The sequence below is a fragment of the Kribbella sp. WER1 genome, from assembly GCF_054189145.1.
On record NZ_CM135186.1, the window covers coordinates 7,698,537 to 7,713,519 of the forward strand.

Annotated in this window: 12 protein-coding genes and 1 pseudogene; 10 read left to right on the forward strand and 3 right to left on the reverse strand. The window is 68.0% G+C overall.

The annotated features are described in order from the left end of the window. The first annotated feature begins 42 nt into the window (after nt 1–42). On the forward strand, nt 43–1,347 hold the full coding sequence (locus ACXJJ3_RS37675; protein ID WP_458166719.1) for an acyl-CoA dehydrogenase family protein: 1,305 nt from the start codon (nt 43–45) through the stop codon (nt 1,345–1,347). After that, on the forward strand, nt 1,347–2,549 hold the full coding sequence (locus ACXJJ3_RS37680) for an acyl-CoA dehydrogenase family protein (RefSeq protein ID WP_458166720.1): 1,203 nt from the start codon (nt 1,347–1,349) through the stop codon (nt 2,547–2,549). The genes ACXJJ3_RS37675 and ACXJJ3_RS37680 overlap by 1 nt, the downstream gene beginning before the upstream one ends. Before the next feature lie 382 nt (nt 2,550–2,931). On the opposite strand, the gene ACXJJ3_RS37685 is transcribed toward ACXJJ3_RS37680, so the two are convergent. Further along, a complete protein-coding gene (locus tag ACXJJ3_RS37685) occupies nt 2,932–3,993 on the reverse strand; it encodes a cation diffusion facilitator family transporter (RefSeq protein ID WP_458166721.1) in 1,062 nt (353 codons plus the stop codon). Between the two features lie 22 nt (nt 3,994–4,015). Then, on the reverse strand, nt 4,016–4,402 hold the full coding sequence (locus ACXJJ3_RS37690; RefSeq protein ID WP_458166722.1) for an ArsR/SmtB family transcription factor: 387 nt from the start codon (nt 4,400–4,402) through the stop codon (nt 4,016–4,018). A gap of 117 nt (nt 4,403–4,519) precedes the next feature. On the opposite strand from ACXJJ3_RS37690, the pseudogene ACXJJ3_RS37695 reads away from it, so the two are divergent. Then, nucleotides 4,520–4,675, forward strand: a pseudogene (locus tag ACXJJ3_RS37695) (PLP-dependent transferase); the annotation flags it as partial. A 60-nt stretch (nt 4,676–4,735) separates the two neighbouring features. Here the strand turns inward: ACXJJ3_RS37695 and ACXJJ3_RS37700 are convergent. Further along, complete coding sequence (locus ACXJJ3_RS37700; protein ID WP_458166723.1) at nt 4,736–6,691, reverse strand: heavy metal translocating P-type ATPase; 1,956 nt, start codon at nt 6,689–6,691, stop codon at nt 4,736–4,738. A 64-nt stretch (nt 6,692–6,755) separates the two neighbouring features. Here ACXJJ3_RS37700 and ACXJJ3_RS37705 point away from each other — a divergent pair, with 64 nt between their 5' ends. From ACXJJ3_RS37705 to ACXJJ3_RS37735, 7 genes are all read left to right on the forward strand, one after another. Beyond that, nucleotides 6,756–7,106 (forward strand): ArsR/SmtB family transcription factor, encoded by a 351-nt coding sequence (locus ACXJJ3_RS37705; RefSeq protein ID WP_458166724.1) that lies wholly within the window; start codon nt 6,756–6,758, stop codon nt 7,104–7,106. Nucleotides 7,107–7,188: 82 nt separating this feature from the next. After that, nucleotides 7,189–7,572, forward strand: coding sequence for a hypothetical protein (locus ACXJJ3_RS37710; RefSeq protein ID WP_458166725.1), 384 nt, complete (start codon nt 7,189–7,191; stop codon nt 7,570–7,572). Between the two features lie 16 nt (nt 7,573–7,588). Further along, nucleotides 7,589–8,599 carry a LacI family DNA-binding transcriptional regulator gene (locus ACXJJ3_RS37715; RefSeq protein ID WP_458166726.1) on the forward strand — a complete coding sequence of 337 codons (1,011 nt, stop codon included), beginning with the start codon at nt 7,589–7,591 and terminating at the stop codon, nt 8,597–8,599. A 119-nt stretch (nt 8,600–8,718) separates the two neighbouring features. Beyond that, nucleotides 8,719–9,651 carry a carbohydrate ABC transporter permease gene (locus ACXJJ3_RS37720; protein ID WP_458166727.1) on the forward strand — a complete coding sequence of 311 codons (933 nt, stop codon included), beginning with the start codon at nt 8,719–8,721 and terminating at the stop codon, nt 9,649–9,651. Between the two features lie 74 nt (nt 9,652–9,725). Further along, nucleotides 9,726–10,520 (forward strand): carbohydrate ABC transporter permease, encoded by a 795-nt coding sequence (locus tag ACXJJ3_RS37725; protein WP_458166728.1) that lies wholly within the window; start codon nt 9,726–9,728, stop codon nt 10,518–10,520. Nucleotides 10,521–10,595: 75 nt separating this feature from the next. Then, on the forward strand, nt 10,596–12,017 hold the full coding sequence (locus tag ACXJJ3_RS37730; RefSeq protein WP_458166729.1) for an ABC transporter substrate-binding protein: 1,422 nt from the start codon (nt 10,596–10,598) through the stop codon (nt 12,015–12,017). Next, the gene (locus tag ACXJJ3_RS37735; protein WP_458166730.1) at nt 12,014–14,971 is read left to right on the forward strand and encodes a DUF5722 domain-containing protein; all 2,958 of its coding nucleotides are present in this window, start codon (nt 12,014–12,016) and stop codon (nt 14,969–14,971) included. Before ACXJJ3_RS37730 ends, ACXJJ3_RS37735 begins: the two co-directional genes overlap by 4 nt. The last annotated feature ends 12 nt before the right edge of the window (nt 14,972–14,983 follow it).

Consider the following 14,983-nt stretch of genomic DNA (forward strand, 5'->3'; position numbering starts at 1 on the left):
GAAGGCGTGACCTGGGTTGTAACTTCGGTTTACAGTAGCGCCATGAGCGTTCATGAGCGGACACGCGGGCGGCGGGACGCGATCGGCGTCGGGGTCGCGCTGCTGAACCGGCTGGCGCAGTGGCGGGCGATCGACCGGCTCGGGCTCCGCAAGCCGGCCGAGCGGGCCGTGTTCGAGGCCACCAAGACCGGATTCCGGACGGCCGGCGCGCTGTCCCGGCGGTTCACCGCGGCGTCCAAGCTCGCCTCGCCGTCCCGGCTGCCCGCGGCGCGCGGGACCGGGCGGTTCGACCTGACGCCGACCGAGGACCAGCAGATGATGGTCGACGTCGTCCGCGAGTTCGCCGCCGACGTACTGCGGCCTGCTGCCGCCGCGGCCGACACCGCGTGTACGACGGACGCGAAGATCCTCGACTCGTCGGCCGAATTCGGGCTGAGCCTGATCGAGGTACCGGAGGATCTCGGCGGGATCGTCACCGAGCGCTCCACGATGACCGGCGTGCTCGTGGCCGAGGCGCTCGCGCACGGCGACATGGGCCAGGCCGTCGCGTGCCTCGCGCCGTCCGCGGTCAGTACGGCGATCTCGCTGTGGGGCGACGAGACGCAGCAGGCGACGTACCTCCCGTCCTTCACCGGGTCGTCCGTGCCGGCGGCCGCGTTGGCGCTGCTCGAACCGCGGGCGCTGTTCGATCCCTTCGAGCTGCGGACGCGATCCACCGGCGGGCTGCTGAACGGCGTGAAGTCGCTGGTACCGCGGGCCGCCGAGGCGGAGCTGTTCGTGATCGGCGCGCAGACCGACGCCGGGCCGCGGCTGTTCGTGGTCGAGCCGGACCACCCGGGCGTGACGATCGAGGCCGAGCCGTCGATGGGGCTGCGCGCGGCGTCGCTGTCGCGGGTGATCCTCACCGACGTACCGGCGGTGCCGCTCGGGACGACGGACGACTACCGCGAGTGCGTCCGGCTGTCGCGGCTCGGGTGGTGCGCGCTCTCCTTGGGTACGGCGCGGGCCGTGCTGGACTACGTGATCCCGTACGTGAATTCGCGTGAGGCCTTCGGTGAACCGATCAGCCATCGGCAGTCGGTGGCGTTCATGGTGGCGAACATCGGGATCGAGCTCGAGGGCATGAAGCTGGTCACGTACCGGGCCGGGTCGCGTGCGGCGCAAGGGCTACCGTTCGATCGGGAGGTGGCGCTGGCGCGGCACCTGTGCGCGGAGAAGGGCATGCAGATCGGGACGGACGGCGTACAACTGCTCGGTGGACACGGGTTCGTGAAGGAGCATCCGGTCGAACGCTGGTACCGCGACCTGCGGGCCATCGGCATCATGGAAGGCGCGGTGCTGGTCTGATGATCAACCTCGAAACCCCTCGCAAGTTCAAGGCGTTCGTCAACCAGGCGCACCAGGTCGCCGCCGAGATGCTGCGGCCGAACTCGCGACGCTACGACCTCGCCGAACACGAGTACCCGGTCGAGCTGGACATGCTCGCCGCGATGGTCGACGGACTAGGGGCCTCAGGCACCGGTTCGGGCGCGGGCGCCTCCGGGGTACGGCGTACCGCTGCCTCCGAGGACGGCGTCGTGAACGGGTCGAACCTGTCGTCGGTGCTGTCGATCATGGAGCTGTGCTGGGGTGACGTCGGTCTGCTGCTGTCGATGCCCCGCCAGGGCCTCGGCAACTCCGCGATCGCGTCCGTCGCCTCCGACGAGCAACTCCGGCGCTTCGACGGCGTCTGGGCGGCGATGGCGATCACCGAACCCGGCTGCGGTTCGGACTCCGCCAACATCCGCACCACCGCCCGCCTCGACGGCGACTCGTACGTGCTGGACGGCGAGAAGATCTTCGTCACGGCCGGCGGCCGCTGCGACGCCGTCGTCGTCTGGGCCACCCTCGACAAGACCCTCGGCCGGGCCGCGATCAAGTCCTTCGTGGTCATGAAGGACACCCCCGGCATGACCGTCGAACGCCTCGAACACAAACTCGGCATCCGCGCCTCCGACACCGCCACCATCCGCTTCGACAACTGCCGCGTCCCCGCCGCGAACCTCCTCGGCACCGCCGACATCGACAAAGGCTTCGCCGGCGTCATGCAAACCTTCGACAACACTCGCCCCCTGGTAGCCGCCATGGCCGTAGGCTGCGCCCGCGCCGCCCTCGAACTGACCCGCGACCTCCTGTCCGAAGCCGGCGTCCAGGTCGACTACGACCGCCCCACGTCCCTGCAATCCCATGCTGCGGCAACGTTCTTGGCGATGGAATCCGACTGGGAAGCCGCCTACCTCCTCACCCTCCAGGCCGCCTGGATGGCCGACAACGCCCACCCCAACTCCCTCCAGGCCTCCATAGCCAAAGCCAAAGCCGGCCGCACCGCCAACGACATAACCCTCCGCTGCGTAGCCCTCACCAACACCCTCGGCTACTCCGAACACCACCTCCTCGAAAAGTGGTCCCGAGACAGCAAGATCCTCGACATCTTCGAAGGCACCCAGCAAATCCAGCAACTAATCGTCGCCCGCCGCTTGCTCGGAAAGACGTCCGCCGAGCTCAAGTAGCCTTATTTACAAGATATCTGAGCTGCTCTGCATGGCTGCTCAGAGCAGGCTCGGACCGTCGTCGATGGCCTGTCGTGCCCGGTCGTACGAAGACGGGAACAGGTGGGTGTACATCTGCAGCGTGAACCCCGGATCGGCGTGCCCAAGGTACTCCGAGAGCTCCTTGATGTTCGCACCGTCCGCCAGCGTGATGCTGGCGTAGTAGTGCCACAGGGCGATCGAGCCTGCCGATGCGGTCTTGGTCAGTTCTTCAGGGCTCTTGAAGAAGCGAGGGGCCGAGTGCAGGTGGCTGTTCGGAGCTGGCGTTCGGTTGTCTGCGTGGTCGGTGTAGGGGGCGTGAGTTCGCGGCCGGTGTGAGGTGCACCGGCCGCGATTTGGTGGGCTACTTGTGGTGGTGGGAGACGAGGTCGTGGGCGGCAGCGGAGTCGTGGGGGAGGGGTTCGGGGTGGATGGTGGCAGAGCTGAGGCGGTGTACACCGTGGACCAGGTCGTGTTCGACCTGGTGGCTGATGTGGTGGGCGTCGATCAGCGAGCTGCTCGAGTCGACGGTGATGCGGGCCTCGGCGCGCAGTGCGTGGCCGATCCAGCGGAGGTGGACGGCGGAGACGTCGACGACGCCTGGGGTGGAGCGGATGACTTGTTCGGTCCGGTCGACGAGGGCGGGGTCGACGGCGTCCATCAGGCGGCGGTAGACCTCGCGGGCCGCGTCGCGGAGTACGAACAGGATCGCGATCGTGATCAGCAGGCCGATGATTGGGTCGGCCAACGGGAAGCCGAGCCAGGCGCCGATGGCGCTGAGGACGACGGCGAGGCTGGTGAAGCCGTCGGTGCGGGCGTGCAGACCGTCGGCGACCAGCGCGGCCGAGCCGATCCGTTTGCCGGTGCGGATCCGGTACTGCGCGACGACCTCGTTGCCGAGGAATCCGACGACGCCGGCGATGATGAGTACGCCGACGTGGCGGACGTCGGACGGGTGGATGAAGCGCATGACTGCTTCGTAGCCGGCGTACGCGGATGAGAGCGCGATGAGCACGACGACGATGATGCCGGCGAGGTCTTCGGCGCGGCCGAAGCCGTAGGTGTAGCTGCGGGTGGCGAGTCGCCGGCCGACGAGGAAGGCGACGGCCAGTGGGATCGCGGTGAGGGCGTCGGCGTAGTTGTGCAGGGTGTCGCCGAGGAGCGCGACCGAGTTCGTGTAGATGACGATGACGGTCTGGATGAGCGCGGTGACGATGAGGCCGGCGAAGCTGATCTTCAGGCAGCGCATGCCCTCTTTGCTGGCTTCGAGCGCGGAGTCGACCTTGTCGGCGCTGTCGTGCGAGTGCGGGACGAAGATCTCCTTGAGCTTCCCGAGGAACCCATCGTGATGGTCGTGGCCATGTCCGTGACCGGCCGGCTCGTGGTCGTCATGCGGGTGCTTGTGGTCGTGCCCTGTGGTGCTCATCGGCTCTTCGTCCTCTGATCTGTCAGGTGCCGGTGGCTGGGTCGATGTGGCCCACCGCGGCGTTGGGGCGGTGGTGTGGGGGGAAGCCGCCGCTGGAGTGCTCGGCGTGGTAGATCGCGTCCTCGACCAGTTGGGCGGCGTGCGAGTTCTCGATCCGGTAGAAGACCTGGTTGCCCTGCTTCCGGCTGCGTACCAAGCGCGCCAGCCGCAGTTTGGCCAGATGCTGGGAGACCCCGGCAGGCGACTTCCCGACCGTCTCCGCCAGTTCGTTGACCGACCGCTCGCCGTCGAGCATCGACCAGAGCAGCCGGACCCGCGTCGGGTCCGACAGCATCCGGAACACCTCGACCGCCAGCGCGACGTGGTCGTCGTCCGGGGTCTCTCGATGTGATTGCGTATCTACGCGCATATGCAGATACTAAGACTGTTGATCACCACCCGGCAAGAGGTTCCGACGAGGAGGACAGAGGGACGCCCTGTCCATTCCACGAGATTCCTGCCGAGGACCCGCCTGGTGGTCCCACCGATGGTCGTGGACAACACGTTCGCCACGCCGTACTGCGTTCAGCCGCTCGCGCTGGGCGCGGACGTCGTGGTGCACTCGGCAACCAAGTTCCTCAACGGGCATTCGGATGCGATCGCGGGCCTGCTGGCCGGTTCGTTCGATCTCGTGCGGGAAGTGCAGCGACGGGTCATCACGCTGGGCACGTGCCTCACCACGACATTGCGGAGCTTCACTGCCCTAGCCGACAGTCTGATCTGCCGTGCGCCACGCCCCGCGGGCGAGCAGGCGGAGGCCGTTGAGGCCGACGACCATCGTGGAGCCTTCGTGGCCGGCGACGCCGAGGGGGAGGGGAAGGATCCAGAGGATGTCCCAGATCACCAGGATCGTGATGATGGTTGCCGCGAAGACGAGGTTCGCCTTGACGAGTCGGTGGGCGCGGCGGGCCAGGCCGATGACCTTCGGCACGGTGGCGAGTTCATCGCGGACGACTACCGCGTCGGCGGTCTCGAGTGCCAGGTCCGAGCCGTTGCGGCCCATCGCGACGCCGAGTTCCGCGGCTGCCATCGCGGGTGCGTCGTTGACGCCGTCGCCGATGAGCATCACGCGTTGTCCGTCGGCCTGAAGTTCGCGGACCGCGGTCACCTTGTCCGCGGGCAGCAGCCCGGCTCGTACGTCGGTGATGCCCACCTCTTCGGCCAGCCTCTGTGCGGCCCGTTGGTTGTCACCGGTCAGCAGGATCGGGCTGCGGCCGGTCAGCTGACGCAGTGTGGCGACGGTCTCACGCGCCCCGGGGCGAACCCGGTCGGCCAGCCCGAGTACCCCGACCGGCAGGTCGTCGACGGTCACGACCACCGCCGTACGACCGGCCGCCTCGAGTTGTGTGACCAGCGTTGCGGCTTCGCTGTCGGCGATGTGACGCGGGGACTCGACGCGGACGACCTTGCCGTCGATCACCGCGGACACTCCTCGTCCCGGTGTCGAGGTGAAGTCTTCGCTGTGGGGCACCGTGAGTTCCGCCTCGTGCGCTGCCAGGACGACTGCCCGTGCGAGTGGGTGCTCGCTCGGCCGCTCCGCCGCGGCGGCAAGCGCCAGTACCTGCTCGGTGGTGATCCGGTCCGCGACGACCTCGATCTCTGCGACGCGTGGGGTTCCTTCGGTCAGGGTTCCGGTCTTGTCGAACGCGACGAGGCTCGTCGTACCGAACTTCTCCAACGCCACCGCGGACTTCACCAGGACGCCGTGACGCCCGGCGTTGGCGATCGTCGAGAGCAGCGGCGGCATCGTGGCCAGGACCACCGCACAGGGCGAGGCGACGATCATGAACGTCATCGCCCGCAGCAGCGTCGGCTCGAAAGCGGCACCGAGCGCCAGCGGGATCCCGAAGACCGCGAGGGTCGCGACGACGACCCCGACCGAATAGCGCTGCTCGACCTTCTCGATGAACAGCTGAGTGCGGGCCTTGGTCTGCGACGCCTCTTCGACCATGGTGACGATTCGTGCCACCACCGAGTCGCGGGCGGCCCGGTTGACCACGACCTTCAGCGCGCCGGTGCCGTTGAGGGTGCCCGCGAAGACCTCGTCCCCGCTGGTCTTCGCGACCGGCAGCGGTTCGCCGGTGATGGAGGCCTGGTCCACTTCGCTCAGCCCGTCGACGACCTCGCCGTCGGCGCCGACGCGTTCGCCCGGACGCACCAGCACGACGTCACCGACGACCAGGTCCGCGGTGTCGACGACCTGTTCGTCGCCGGAGGTGGTGATCCTGGTCGCCTGCTCGGGCGCGAGGTCGAGCAGCGCGCGCACCGAGTCCGCCGTACGCCTCGTGACGAAGGCTTCCAGAGCGCCGGAGGTCGAGAAGATCACGATCAGCAAGGCCCCGTCGAAGATCTGCCCGATCGACGCGGCGAGCAGCGCGGCGACGATCATCAGGATGTCGACGTCGAGCGACTTCTCCCGCAACGCCTGGAGCCCGGACCAGGCAGGCTCCCAGCCACCGGTGACGTAGCAGATCAGGTAGCAGGCCCACCAGACGGGAGCGGGCGTGCCGAGCGCCTGGAGGCCGGCGCCGATCAGGAAGAAGACCGTCGCCAGCGCGGCCCAGCGGACCTCGGGCATCGAGAGCAGCGTCCACACCTGGGACCGCCGGTCGGTGGTTTGGGGAAGCTCGCGGGCGGGTGCCGACAGCGTGGAGGTCATGCCGAAAACCGTAAAATATGAACATGTATTCATGCAAGTCTGCGTTTGGGGTATGCTTCCGGCCATGGGGCACGGAGCGGACGGGCGAGCGATCACGCCGGCGCGTCTGGACGCCGCATCGGCGAAGGCCGTTGCTGCGACCCTGCAGGCGCTCGCCACCCCGAGCCGGCTGCTGATCCTGGGCCGTCTGCGTGAAGGTCCCGCCACCGTCGGAGAGCTCACAGAGTCCGTCCAGATGGAGCAGTCCGCGGTCTCCCAGCAACTCCGCCTACTCCGAAACCTCGGCCTCGTCGAAGGCTCGCGTCAAGGCCGCAGTGTCGTCTACTCCCTGTACGACAACCACGTCGCCCAACTGCTCGACGAAGCCGTCTATCACGCCGAACACCTCCGCCTCGGCTCCTCCGACACACTGTGACCGTGGTCGAGACGCACTGAATCTAGTTGCTTCAGGCAAGCGGCTACGCCCGGTAGGGGCGAGAAGCTACATCTACCATCGGATGTCCGACAACGCCGGTGAGGGCGTCTCGCTCGGCCTGCATCGCACCGACGGTACGGCGAAGCCGGCGTGGAGCACCTATGCGCTTGCCAACCGCAACGACCTGACTCCGGCGCGGCTGTCCTGCGGCTTCGAGACGCTCCCGTACATCACACTGCGCCGTGGCTGCAGCCCGGCCGCCGGCAAGCACTTCGCATCCTCCCGGCTGCTGCCGAGCGGGGTGACCGAGGAGCAGACCTATCGGGTGCTGAGGCAACCGGCCGCGGGCACGGCGATGCCGCTGTACCGCTGCCGGCGAAACTCCGACAACGACCACCTGATCACCGTGCAGAGTAACTGTGAGGGCTACGTCCTGGAGTCGCTCCTCGGCTACGTCATGACCTAGACCGTACGATGCAAGAGTGCCTGCCAGTATTCGTGACGTCGCACGGGAAGCCGGGGTCTCCCTCGGTACGGCGTCGACGTACCTGAACAATCCGGAGCGCGTCGGAATGCAGACGGCGCGCCGGATCCAGAAGGCGATCGACGACCTCGGCTACATCCGGAACGAGGCTGCCCGGCAACTGCGCGCCGGGCAGAGCCGGATGCTGGCGATGCTGAGCATGGAACTGCGCAACCCGTTCTTCGGCGAGGTCGCCGAGGTGATCGAGCAGCGCGCGACGGACTTCGGGCTGTTCCTGATGTTGCTGTACGGCCACGGAGACGTCGACCGGGACCGGCGGTACGTCGACCTCGTCGTACAGCAACAGGTGTACGGAATGATTCTCGCCTCGGGCAGCGCCACGCCCGACGAGCTGGACCTGCTGGCCCGGCACAAGGTGCCGACCGTGCTGATGGACGGGCACGCTGACCGGCCGGGGTTCGCGTCGGTGGCGATCGACGACGTCACCGGTGCACGGCGCGCCGTCGAGCACCTGATCGAGCAGGGCTGCCGGCGGATCGCCGTCGTCGGCGGTGAACCGGCTCTGCCGCAGATTCAGGAACGCGTGCGTGGAGCCGAGCAGGCGGCCGCCGGGCGTCGCGGGGTGAGCCTGGAGATCGTGACGACCAAGGACCGCACCGTCGAGGCCGGCCGGGCAGCGGGGGAGGCCCTCGACCGGCGTCCGGTTCGGCGCCGGCCGGACGGGATCTTCGCCATCAACGACCTGGTCGCGATCGGGTTGGTGCAGTCGCTGGTGATCTCGGCCGGCTGGCGGATCCCGGAGCAGGTCGCGCTGGTCGGGTACGACGACATCGACTTCGCGTCGTCGACGACGGTGCCGTTGTCGAGTGTCCGCCGGCCGCGGGACGTCTTCGGCTGGGCGGCGGTCGACTTCGTGCGGCAACTGGCCGCCGCGAAGGTGCCCGGGCCGCCGCGGCACGTGGAGATCCAGCCCGAACTGATCGTCCGGGCCAGCTCGCGGCGTCACTGAAACGATTACAGCCCGGGGTGTTGCCGATCCCGGACGCCCGCAAGTTTCGCCCTTGACAGCGGGAAACCACTCCGCCACAGTTCCACTGAAACGTTTCGACCAGGTGATCGGAGGCTCGGATGCCGGTGTCATCGGGTGCGGCGAATCTCGCACCGCGGCGTCGATCGCGGCGCTGGCCGCTCGCGGTGTACGCGGCGCTCCTGCCCTTGCTGGCGACGCTCGCCGTCTTCCAGTACTACCCGGCGGCGAGCGGCATCTGGCACTCGTTCTTCGACTGGAAGCCGGCCGGGCATTCCGTCTTCGTTGGGCTGGGCAACTATCGGACGATGCTCGGCGACGGCCTGTGGTGGAGCTCGTTCCGCAACCTCGGCCTGATCTTCGTGTTCGGCGTGCTGATGTGGGCGATTCCGTTGCTCGCGGCGGAGCTGCTGATCTCACTGCGGAACCGCAGGGTGCAGTTCGTCTTCCGCACATTGCTGATCGTGCCGATGGCCTTCCCCGGTGTGGTGACCGCGCTGGTCTGGTCGTTCATGTACCACCCGAACAGCGGCGTCATCAACCAGGCCCTGAGCGCGATCGGCCTGCCCGGCCTGCGGCAGAACTGGGTCGGCAACCCGGACCTCGCGTTGCTCAGCCTGCTGTTCATCGGCTTCCCGCTCGTCGCCGGACTGCCGTTCCTGATCATCTACTCGAGTCTGAGCAATATTCCTTCGGAGATCTTCGAGGCTGCCGAGATCGACGGCGTGAACCGCTGGCGCCGGGTCTGGGCCATCGACATTCCGTTGCTCGCAGCACAGATCAAGCTGCTGTTCTTCCTGGCTGTCGTCTCCACCCTGCAGTACGGCTTCCTCGCCTACATCGTCACCTCCGGCGGCCCGGACGGCGCGACGACGGTGCCGGTGCTGCGGATGCTCGACGTTGCTTACCAGGGCGGTGACTGGGGGTACGCCGCCTCGCTGTCCACCACGTTGTTCGTGATCACGCTGGCGCTGTCGTGCGTGATCGTCTTCGTCCGCCGACGTACCGACCTGTCCGACGCGAAGGGGATGTGACGATGCTCGACACCCGGAGAGCGCGCACCGCCCGCCGTACCGGTCGGAGAAGAAGCGGACGGGGACAGGCCGGTGTGGTTGCCGGTCTCACGATCCTGGTGCTGCTCAGCCTCGGACCGTACGTGTTCATGCTGGGTACGTCGGTCAAGGACAACCTGCAGTTCGCGACGAACTACTGGTTGCCGGCCTGGCCGCTGCACCTGGAGAACTACTCGGCCGCCTGGCGGCAGATCAGTCCCTATCTGCTGACGTCGCTCGTCGTCGCGGCCGCGGCGATCGTCGGGATCCTGGTGCTGTCGTCGGTGGCCGGTTTCGTCCTGGCCCGGTACAGCTTCCCCGGACGGCGGTTCCTGTTCGCGATGATCGCGGCACTGATGATGGTGCCGAGCATCTCGAGCCTGATCCCGTTGTTCGTGATGATGCGCGACTTCGGGCTGCTCAACACGTACGCCGTACTGGTGATCCCGCACATCTCCGGCGGCGTCGTGCTCGGCACGATCCTGATGAAGACCTTCGTCGAAGGCATCCCGCAGTCGCTGTTCGATGCGGCCCGGACCGACGGCGCGGGCGGGGTCCGGATGTTCACCTCGATCATGCTGCCGCTCTCGCTGCCGGTCATCGGCACGGTCTCGCTGGTCACGATCAACGGTGTCTGGAACGACTTCTTCTGGCCGCTGCTGACGATCACCAAGGACCAGTACCGCACGGTGTCGGTCGGTCTGCTGTTCTTCCATGGTCAGTCCGGCACCGAGTACGGCCCGATGTTCGCCGGGTACACACTGGCGAGCCTGCCGCTGCTGATCCTGTTCGTCCTGCTCTCCAAGCATTTCCTGGCCGGGGTCCAAGGCGGCCTGCCGGGCAGTCACTGATCTAGAAGGGAAACCTCGATGGGAAGACTGCGTGCTTCGCGGCGCCGTGGTAGGGGCCCGGGTTGGGGCCGCGCGATGTCGGGCGCGGCGCTGGCCGGCCTGCTCGCGCTCACCGCGGCCTGCAACGGCTCGGGCGCCGGTGGCGGTGACCAGGTCACGATCACGATCGCCGGACCCAACCAGTGGAACACCGACCCGAAGAGTTTCGGGCCTGCCTGGGAGGACCTGATCAAGCGGTTCGAGGAGAAGGAACCGGGGATCAAGGTCGAGACGACCGTGCTGCCGATCCCGGACTTCGTCCAGACGCTGTCCACCCAGCTGACTGCCGGCACCGCACCGGAGCTCGTCTTCAACCAGGCCCCGCATCAGCCGGATCAGGTCGTGTCGCTGGACGAGTACCTGAACAAGCCGAACCCGTACGTCCCCGGCAACCAGAAGTGGATCGACATCTTCAACCCGGACCAGTTCGGCCCGAAGTCGGGAAAGGTCCGCAACGCCGCGGGGCATTACGAGTGGGTGCCGTTCAACCTGGTGACGATCGGCCTCTACTACAACGCCGATGCGTTCGCGAAGGCCGGCGTCCAGGCTCCGCTGACGACGTACGGAGACTTCCTGGCGGCCTGCCCGAAGCTGAAGGCCGCCGGCTACGCGCCGCTCGCGATGGACAACGGCTGGCTCGGTCAGGGGTGGACGTACAACGTCGTCATGGGCATGGTGATGGACAAGTACTACGCCAAGTGGAACCAGTTCGATGCCGACGGCAAGCCGGGCAAGGCGGCGCAGCTGACGCCGAAGTCGGTCGCCCATGCCGTCCTCACCGGCGAGCTGGATCCGGCCAGTACGCCCGAGGTCGCCGAAGGGCTGCGGCTGATCAAGAAGATGTTCGACGCCTGCGCAACCCCGAACTGGTCGGGGATCGCCGGTGGCGCGTCGTTCGTCGGGGGCGACGACTTCGTCGGCGGCCGGGCGGCGATCGCCTGGGGAACGAACTTCGCGGACTCGAGCCTCGACAAGGTGTCCTGGAAGCACGGCACGATGCCGTTCCCCACGATCACCAAGGCCGACAGCCCGCTGTCCGACGGAACCCCGGCGCGGTTCGGCGCGGAGACCGGCGGTACGTCGTACATGATCCCGTCCACCACCAAGGGCAAGGAGCTGGACGCGGCTGTGAAGTTCCTGCAGTTCGCGAGCAGCACGCAGGGCGGGCAGCCGTGGCTGGACAAGTCGGGTGGCATCCCGGCGACCACCGACGGCAAGGCGGCGCCTGGGCTGCAGGGGCTGATGAGCGGGGAGTGGTTCAATCACCCGCCGCGGGTCACGGGCCTGGACCTGCGGCCGAAGGCGCTGGCCGGCAAGCCCGTGTACGACGGCTACTTGCTCGGGACCAAGGACGAGGCGCAGACGCTGCAGACGCTGAAGGAGAACTGGACCACCGCGGCGCGTGAGTCGGCGAAAGACGCGGGCTGGACCGAGCCGTGGGCCAAGGAGGCGAAATGATGCCGATCAGACGCCTGATCACCGCGGCGGTGGTCACCGCCCTCGCTGCCGCGGCGCTTGTGACCACGCCCGCCGTCGCGGCGCCGGCCGGTATCACCGCGGTCCGGGCCACGGACCAGGCAATCCAGGTCACGGGCACTGCCGGACCCGGCACGGACGTGTCCGTCTACGCGCTCGGCACTGAGCAGGACGACTCTGCTTGGACGAGCGGTACGCCCGTGGCCACCGTACGGTCCGACGCGACCGGTGCCTTCGCCGCCACGGTATCGCGGGCAGGCGACACCGGGCGCTTGTACTACGACAAGTACGTCGCTGTGGCGGGCGGCTCGCTCGTGGGGACCGACCGGCAGGTCGACGAGCTGGCGATCACGCCGGCCAACGAGTACCCGTATCCGACCAGCCCGACGAAGAAGGGCCTGCAGGTCCAGCTGACCGCGGACGCCGAGGATCTCGGCGTCGGCCACGCAGCGATCAACGTGCCGTTCAACACGATGATGCAGGTCACCGACGCCGGCGCCGGCAAGTCGATCCCGTTCGTGTCCCAAGGACGGACGTACTACTTCGACTCCGCGGTGGTCGGCGGACTGGACCGGCAGATCAAGCCGTTGTCCGACAACAAGACCGTGGTCAATCTGATTCTGCTGCTGTACCGCGACGACCGGCCGAACTCGAGCTGGTCGGTGCTGAAGCATCCGGACGCCGACCTGCGCGGCGGCCCGGTATTCGCCTTCAACACCAAGACCGCGGAGGGGATCGCCTACTACACGGCCGCGGTCGAGTTCCTGGCCCAGCGCTACACCAGGACGGATCAGCGGTACGGCCGGGCCACCGGGTTCATCGTCGGCAACGAGATCGACGCGCCCTGGGACTGGCAGAACATGGGCGCGAAGCCGATCGACGAGTTCCTCCAGTACTACGAGCGCGCGCTGCGGATCACCTTCCTGGCAACGCGTGCGGCGTACGGCGAAGCGCGGACATACGTCTCGCTGACCCATGCCTGGGCCAAGGCGCTCGTCGACACACCGGGGCACTTCTATCCGGGCAAGGACGTGGTGGACAAGCTGAACGCGCTGACCAAGGCGCACGGCGACTACCCGTGGAACGTTGCCTACCACCCCTATCCGGACAACCTCACGAATCCACGCTTCTGGCAGGACGGCAACACCACCGGCGATCCTGACAGCACCCCGAAGATCACCTTGCGCAACATCGAGGTGCTGCCGCAGTACCTGTCCCGCCCCGCGCTCACGTACGGCGGTCAGCAGCGGCGGATCATCCTGTCCGAGCAGGGCTGCAACACGCAGAACACGACCCGCGCGGCCGAACTCGACCAGGCGGCCTGTTACGCGCTCGCCTACTACAAGGTCGCGTTCCTGCCGGGGATCGACGCCTTCATCCTGCACCGGCACGTCGACCATCGCTACGAGGGCGGGCTGCGGCTCGGGCTGTGGTGGTGGGACGACACCGTCGACGCGCCGGCCGCGCCGAAGACGCCGAAGCTGGTGTACGACGTCTTCCGCGACATCGACACCAGCCGATCGACGGCGGCGACGAAGTTCGCGCTGGACGTGATCGGGATCAAGGACTGGTCCGAGCTCGTACCGGGCTGGGATCCGGCCAAGCTCGCCGTCCGGTCGAACGCGCAGCCGGTCGGCGCCAGCCGGACCGCGAAGCCACGGCAGACAAGGACGCTGATGGACTTCACGTCCGGGACACAAGGCTGGCGGGTGTCCGATGCCGCGGATCAGGTGACGACGGTGGGCGGCGCGCTGCGCACCAGCTTCACCTGGGACCCCGGGTACGCCGCTCAACTCGCACAGCTGTGGCGCGGTACGGATGTCGTGCTGCCACAGCCGGTGGACACCGCCGGCGCGGCGGCGCTGTCGGTGAAGATCCGGATCCCTGCGGACTCGTCGGTCGGCACCCGGTTCGTGAAGATCAAGGCGTACGGCGAGGACGGCCGCGTGATCGAGGGCGCGACCCGGCTGGGTGACGGCGGCGACTGGCAGCAGGCGAGCATCGACCTGTCCGGCTGGACCGGCAGGATCAGCCGCATCAAGGTCTGGGTCCGGGGCAGCACCCAGGCGGCGTGGACCGGTCACTTCGATCTCGACGACGTACAACTGGCCGGTGTGCTGGCGGAGGCGGGGCGGGTCGGCAACGTGTCGATCGCGGCCGAGGCGCCGGCGGGTATCGGGGCCGGCCGGCCGGTGCGGGTCACGGTCCGCAACGACGATCTGCGTCCGGTCGGCGACCCGCTGGACGTCAAGCCGTGCGACGGGGTGACGCTCGACCCCGGTTCGTTCCCGGCCCAGGGGATCGCTCCGGGCGGTAGCAGGACGTTCGACGCGACGGTGGCCACGTCGAGGCCGGCGGATCCGTATCACCCGGACCTCTGCTTCCAGCTGGCCGGATTCGAGTACCGGATCGCGGTCACCGTGCCGCCGAAGCCGGTCCCGGTCGCGAAGCCGCTGTTCGACTTCGACGACGGCACCGTCCAGGGCTGGCAGGCCGGAACGGGGATGGCGTCGGTGTTGGCGACGGCATCCACCGCGAACGGTCCCGGCGTACCGCAGGCCGGCCCGTACATGCTCGACGGTGCCTCGCCGGTGACCTCGTCGCTGGCGCCGAAGACGATGTACGTCGACCTGGCCAAGCCGCTCGACCTGTCGGCGGCCAAGCGGGTCGTGGTCTGGGTCGACTCCTACGGCGGCGCACCCAACTCCACCGGCTACGAGGTGACCTTCACCCTGAAGTCAGGTTCGTCGGTGCAAACGATCACCCAGCCGTACAAGGCCGACCAGTGGAACCAGGTGAGCCTCGATGTCTCCGCCTGGGCGGGCCGATCGTCGGTCGACCACGTCGAGGTCACCATGCACGCGGTCGGTGGCGACTACCCCAACTGGGGCGCACACTTCCAGATCGACTCCCTCGGCTGGTTCGACTCCGTGTAGCCGGCCGCCTGC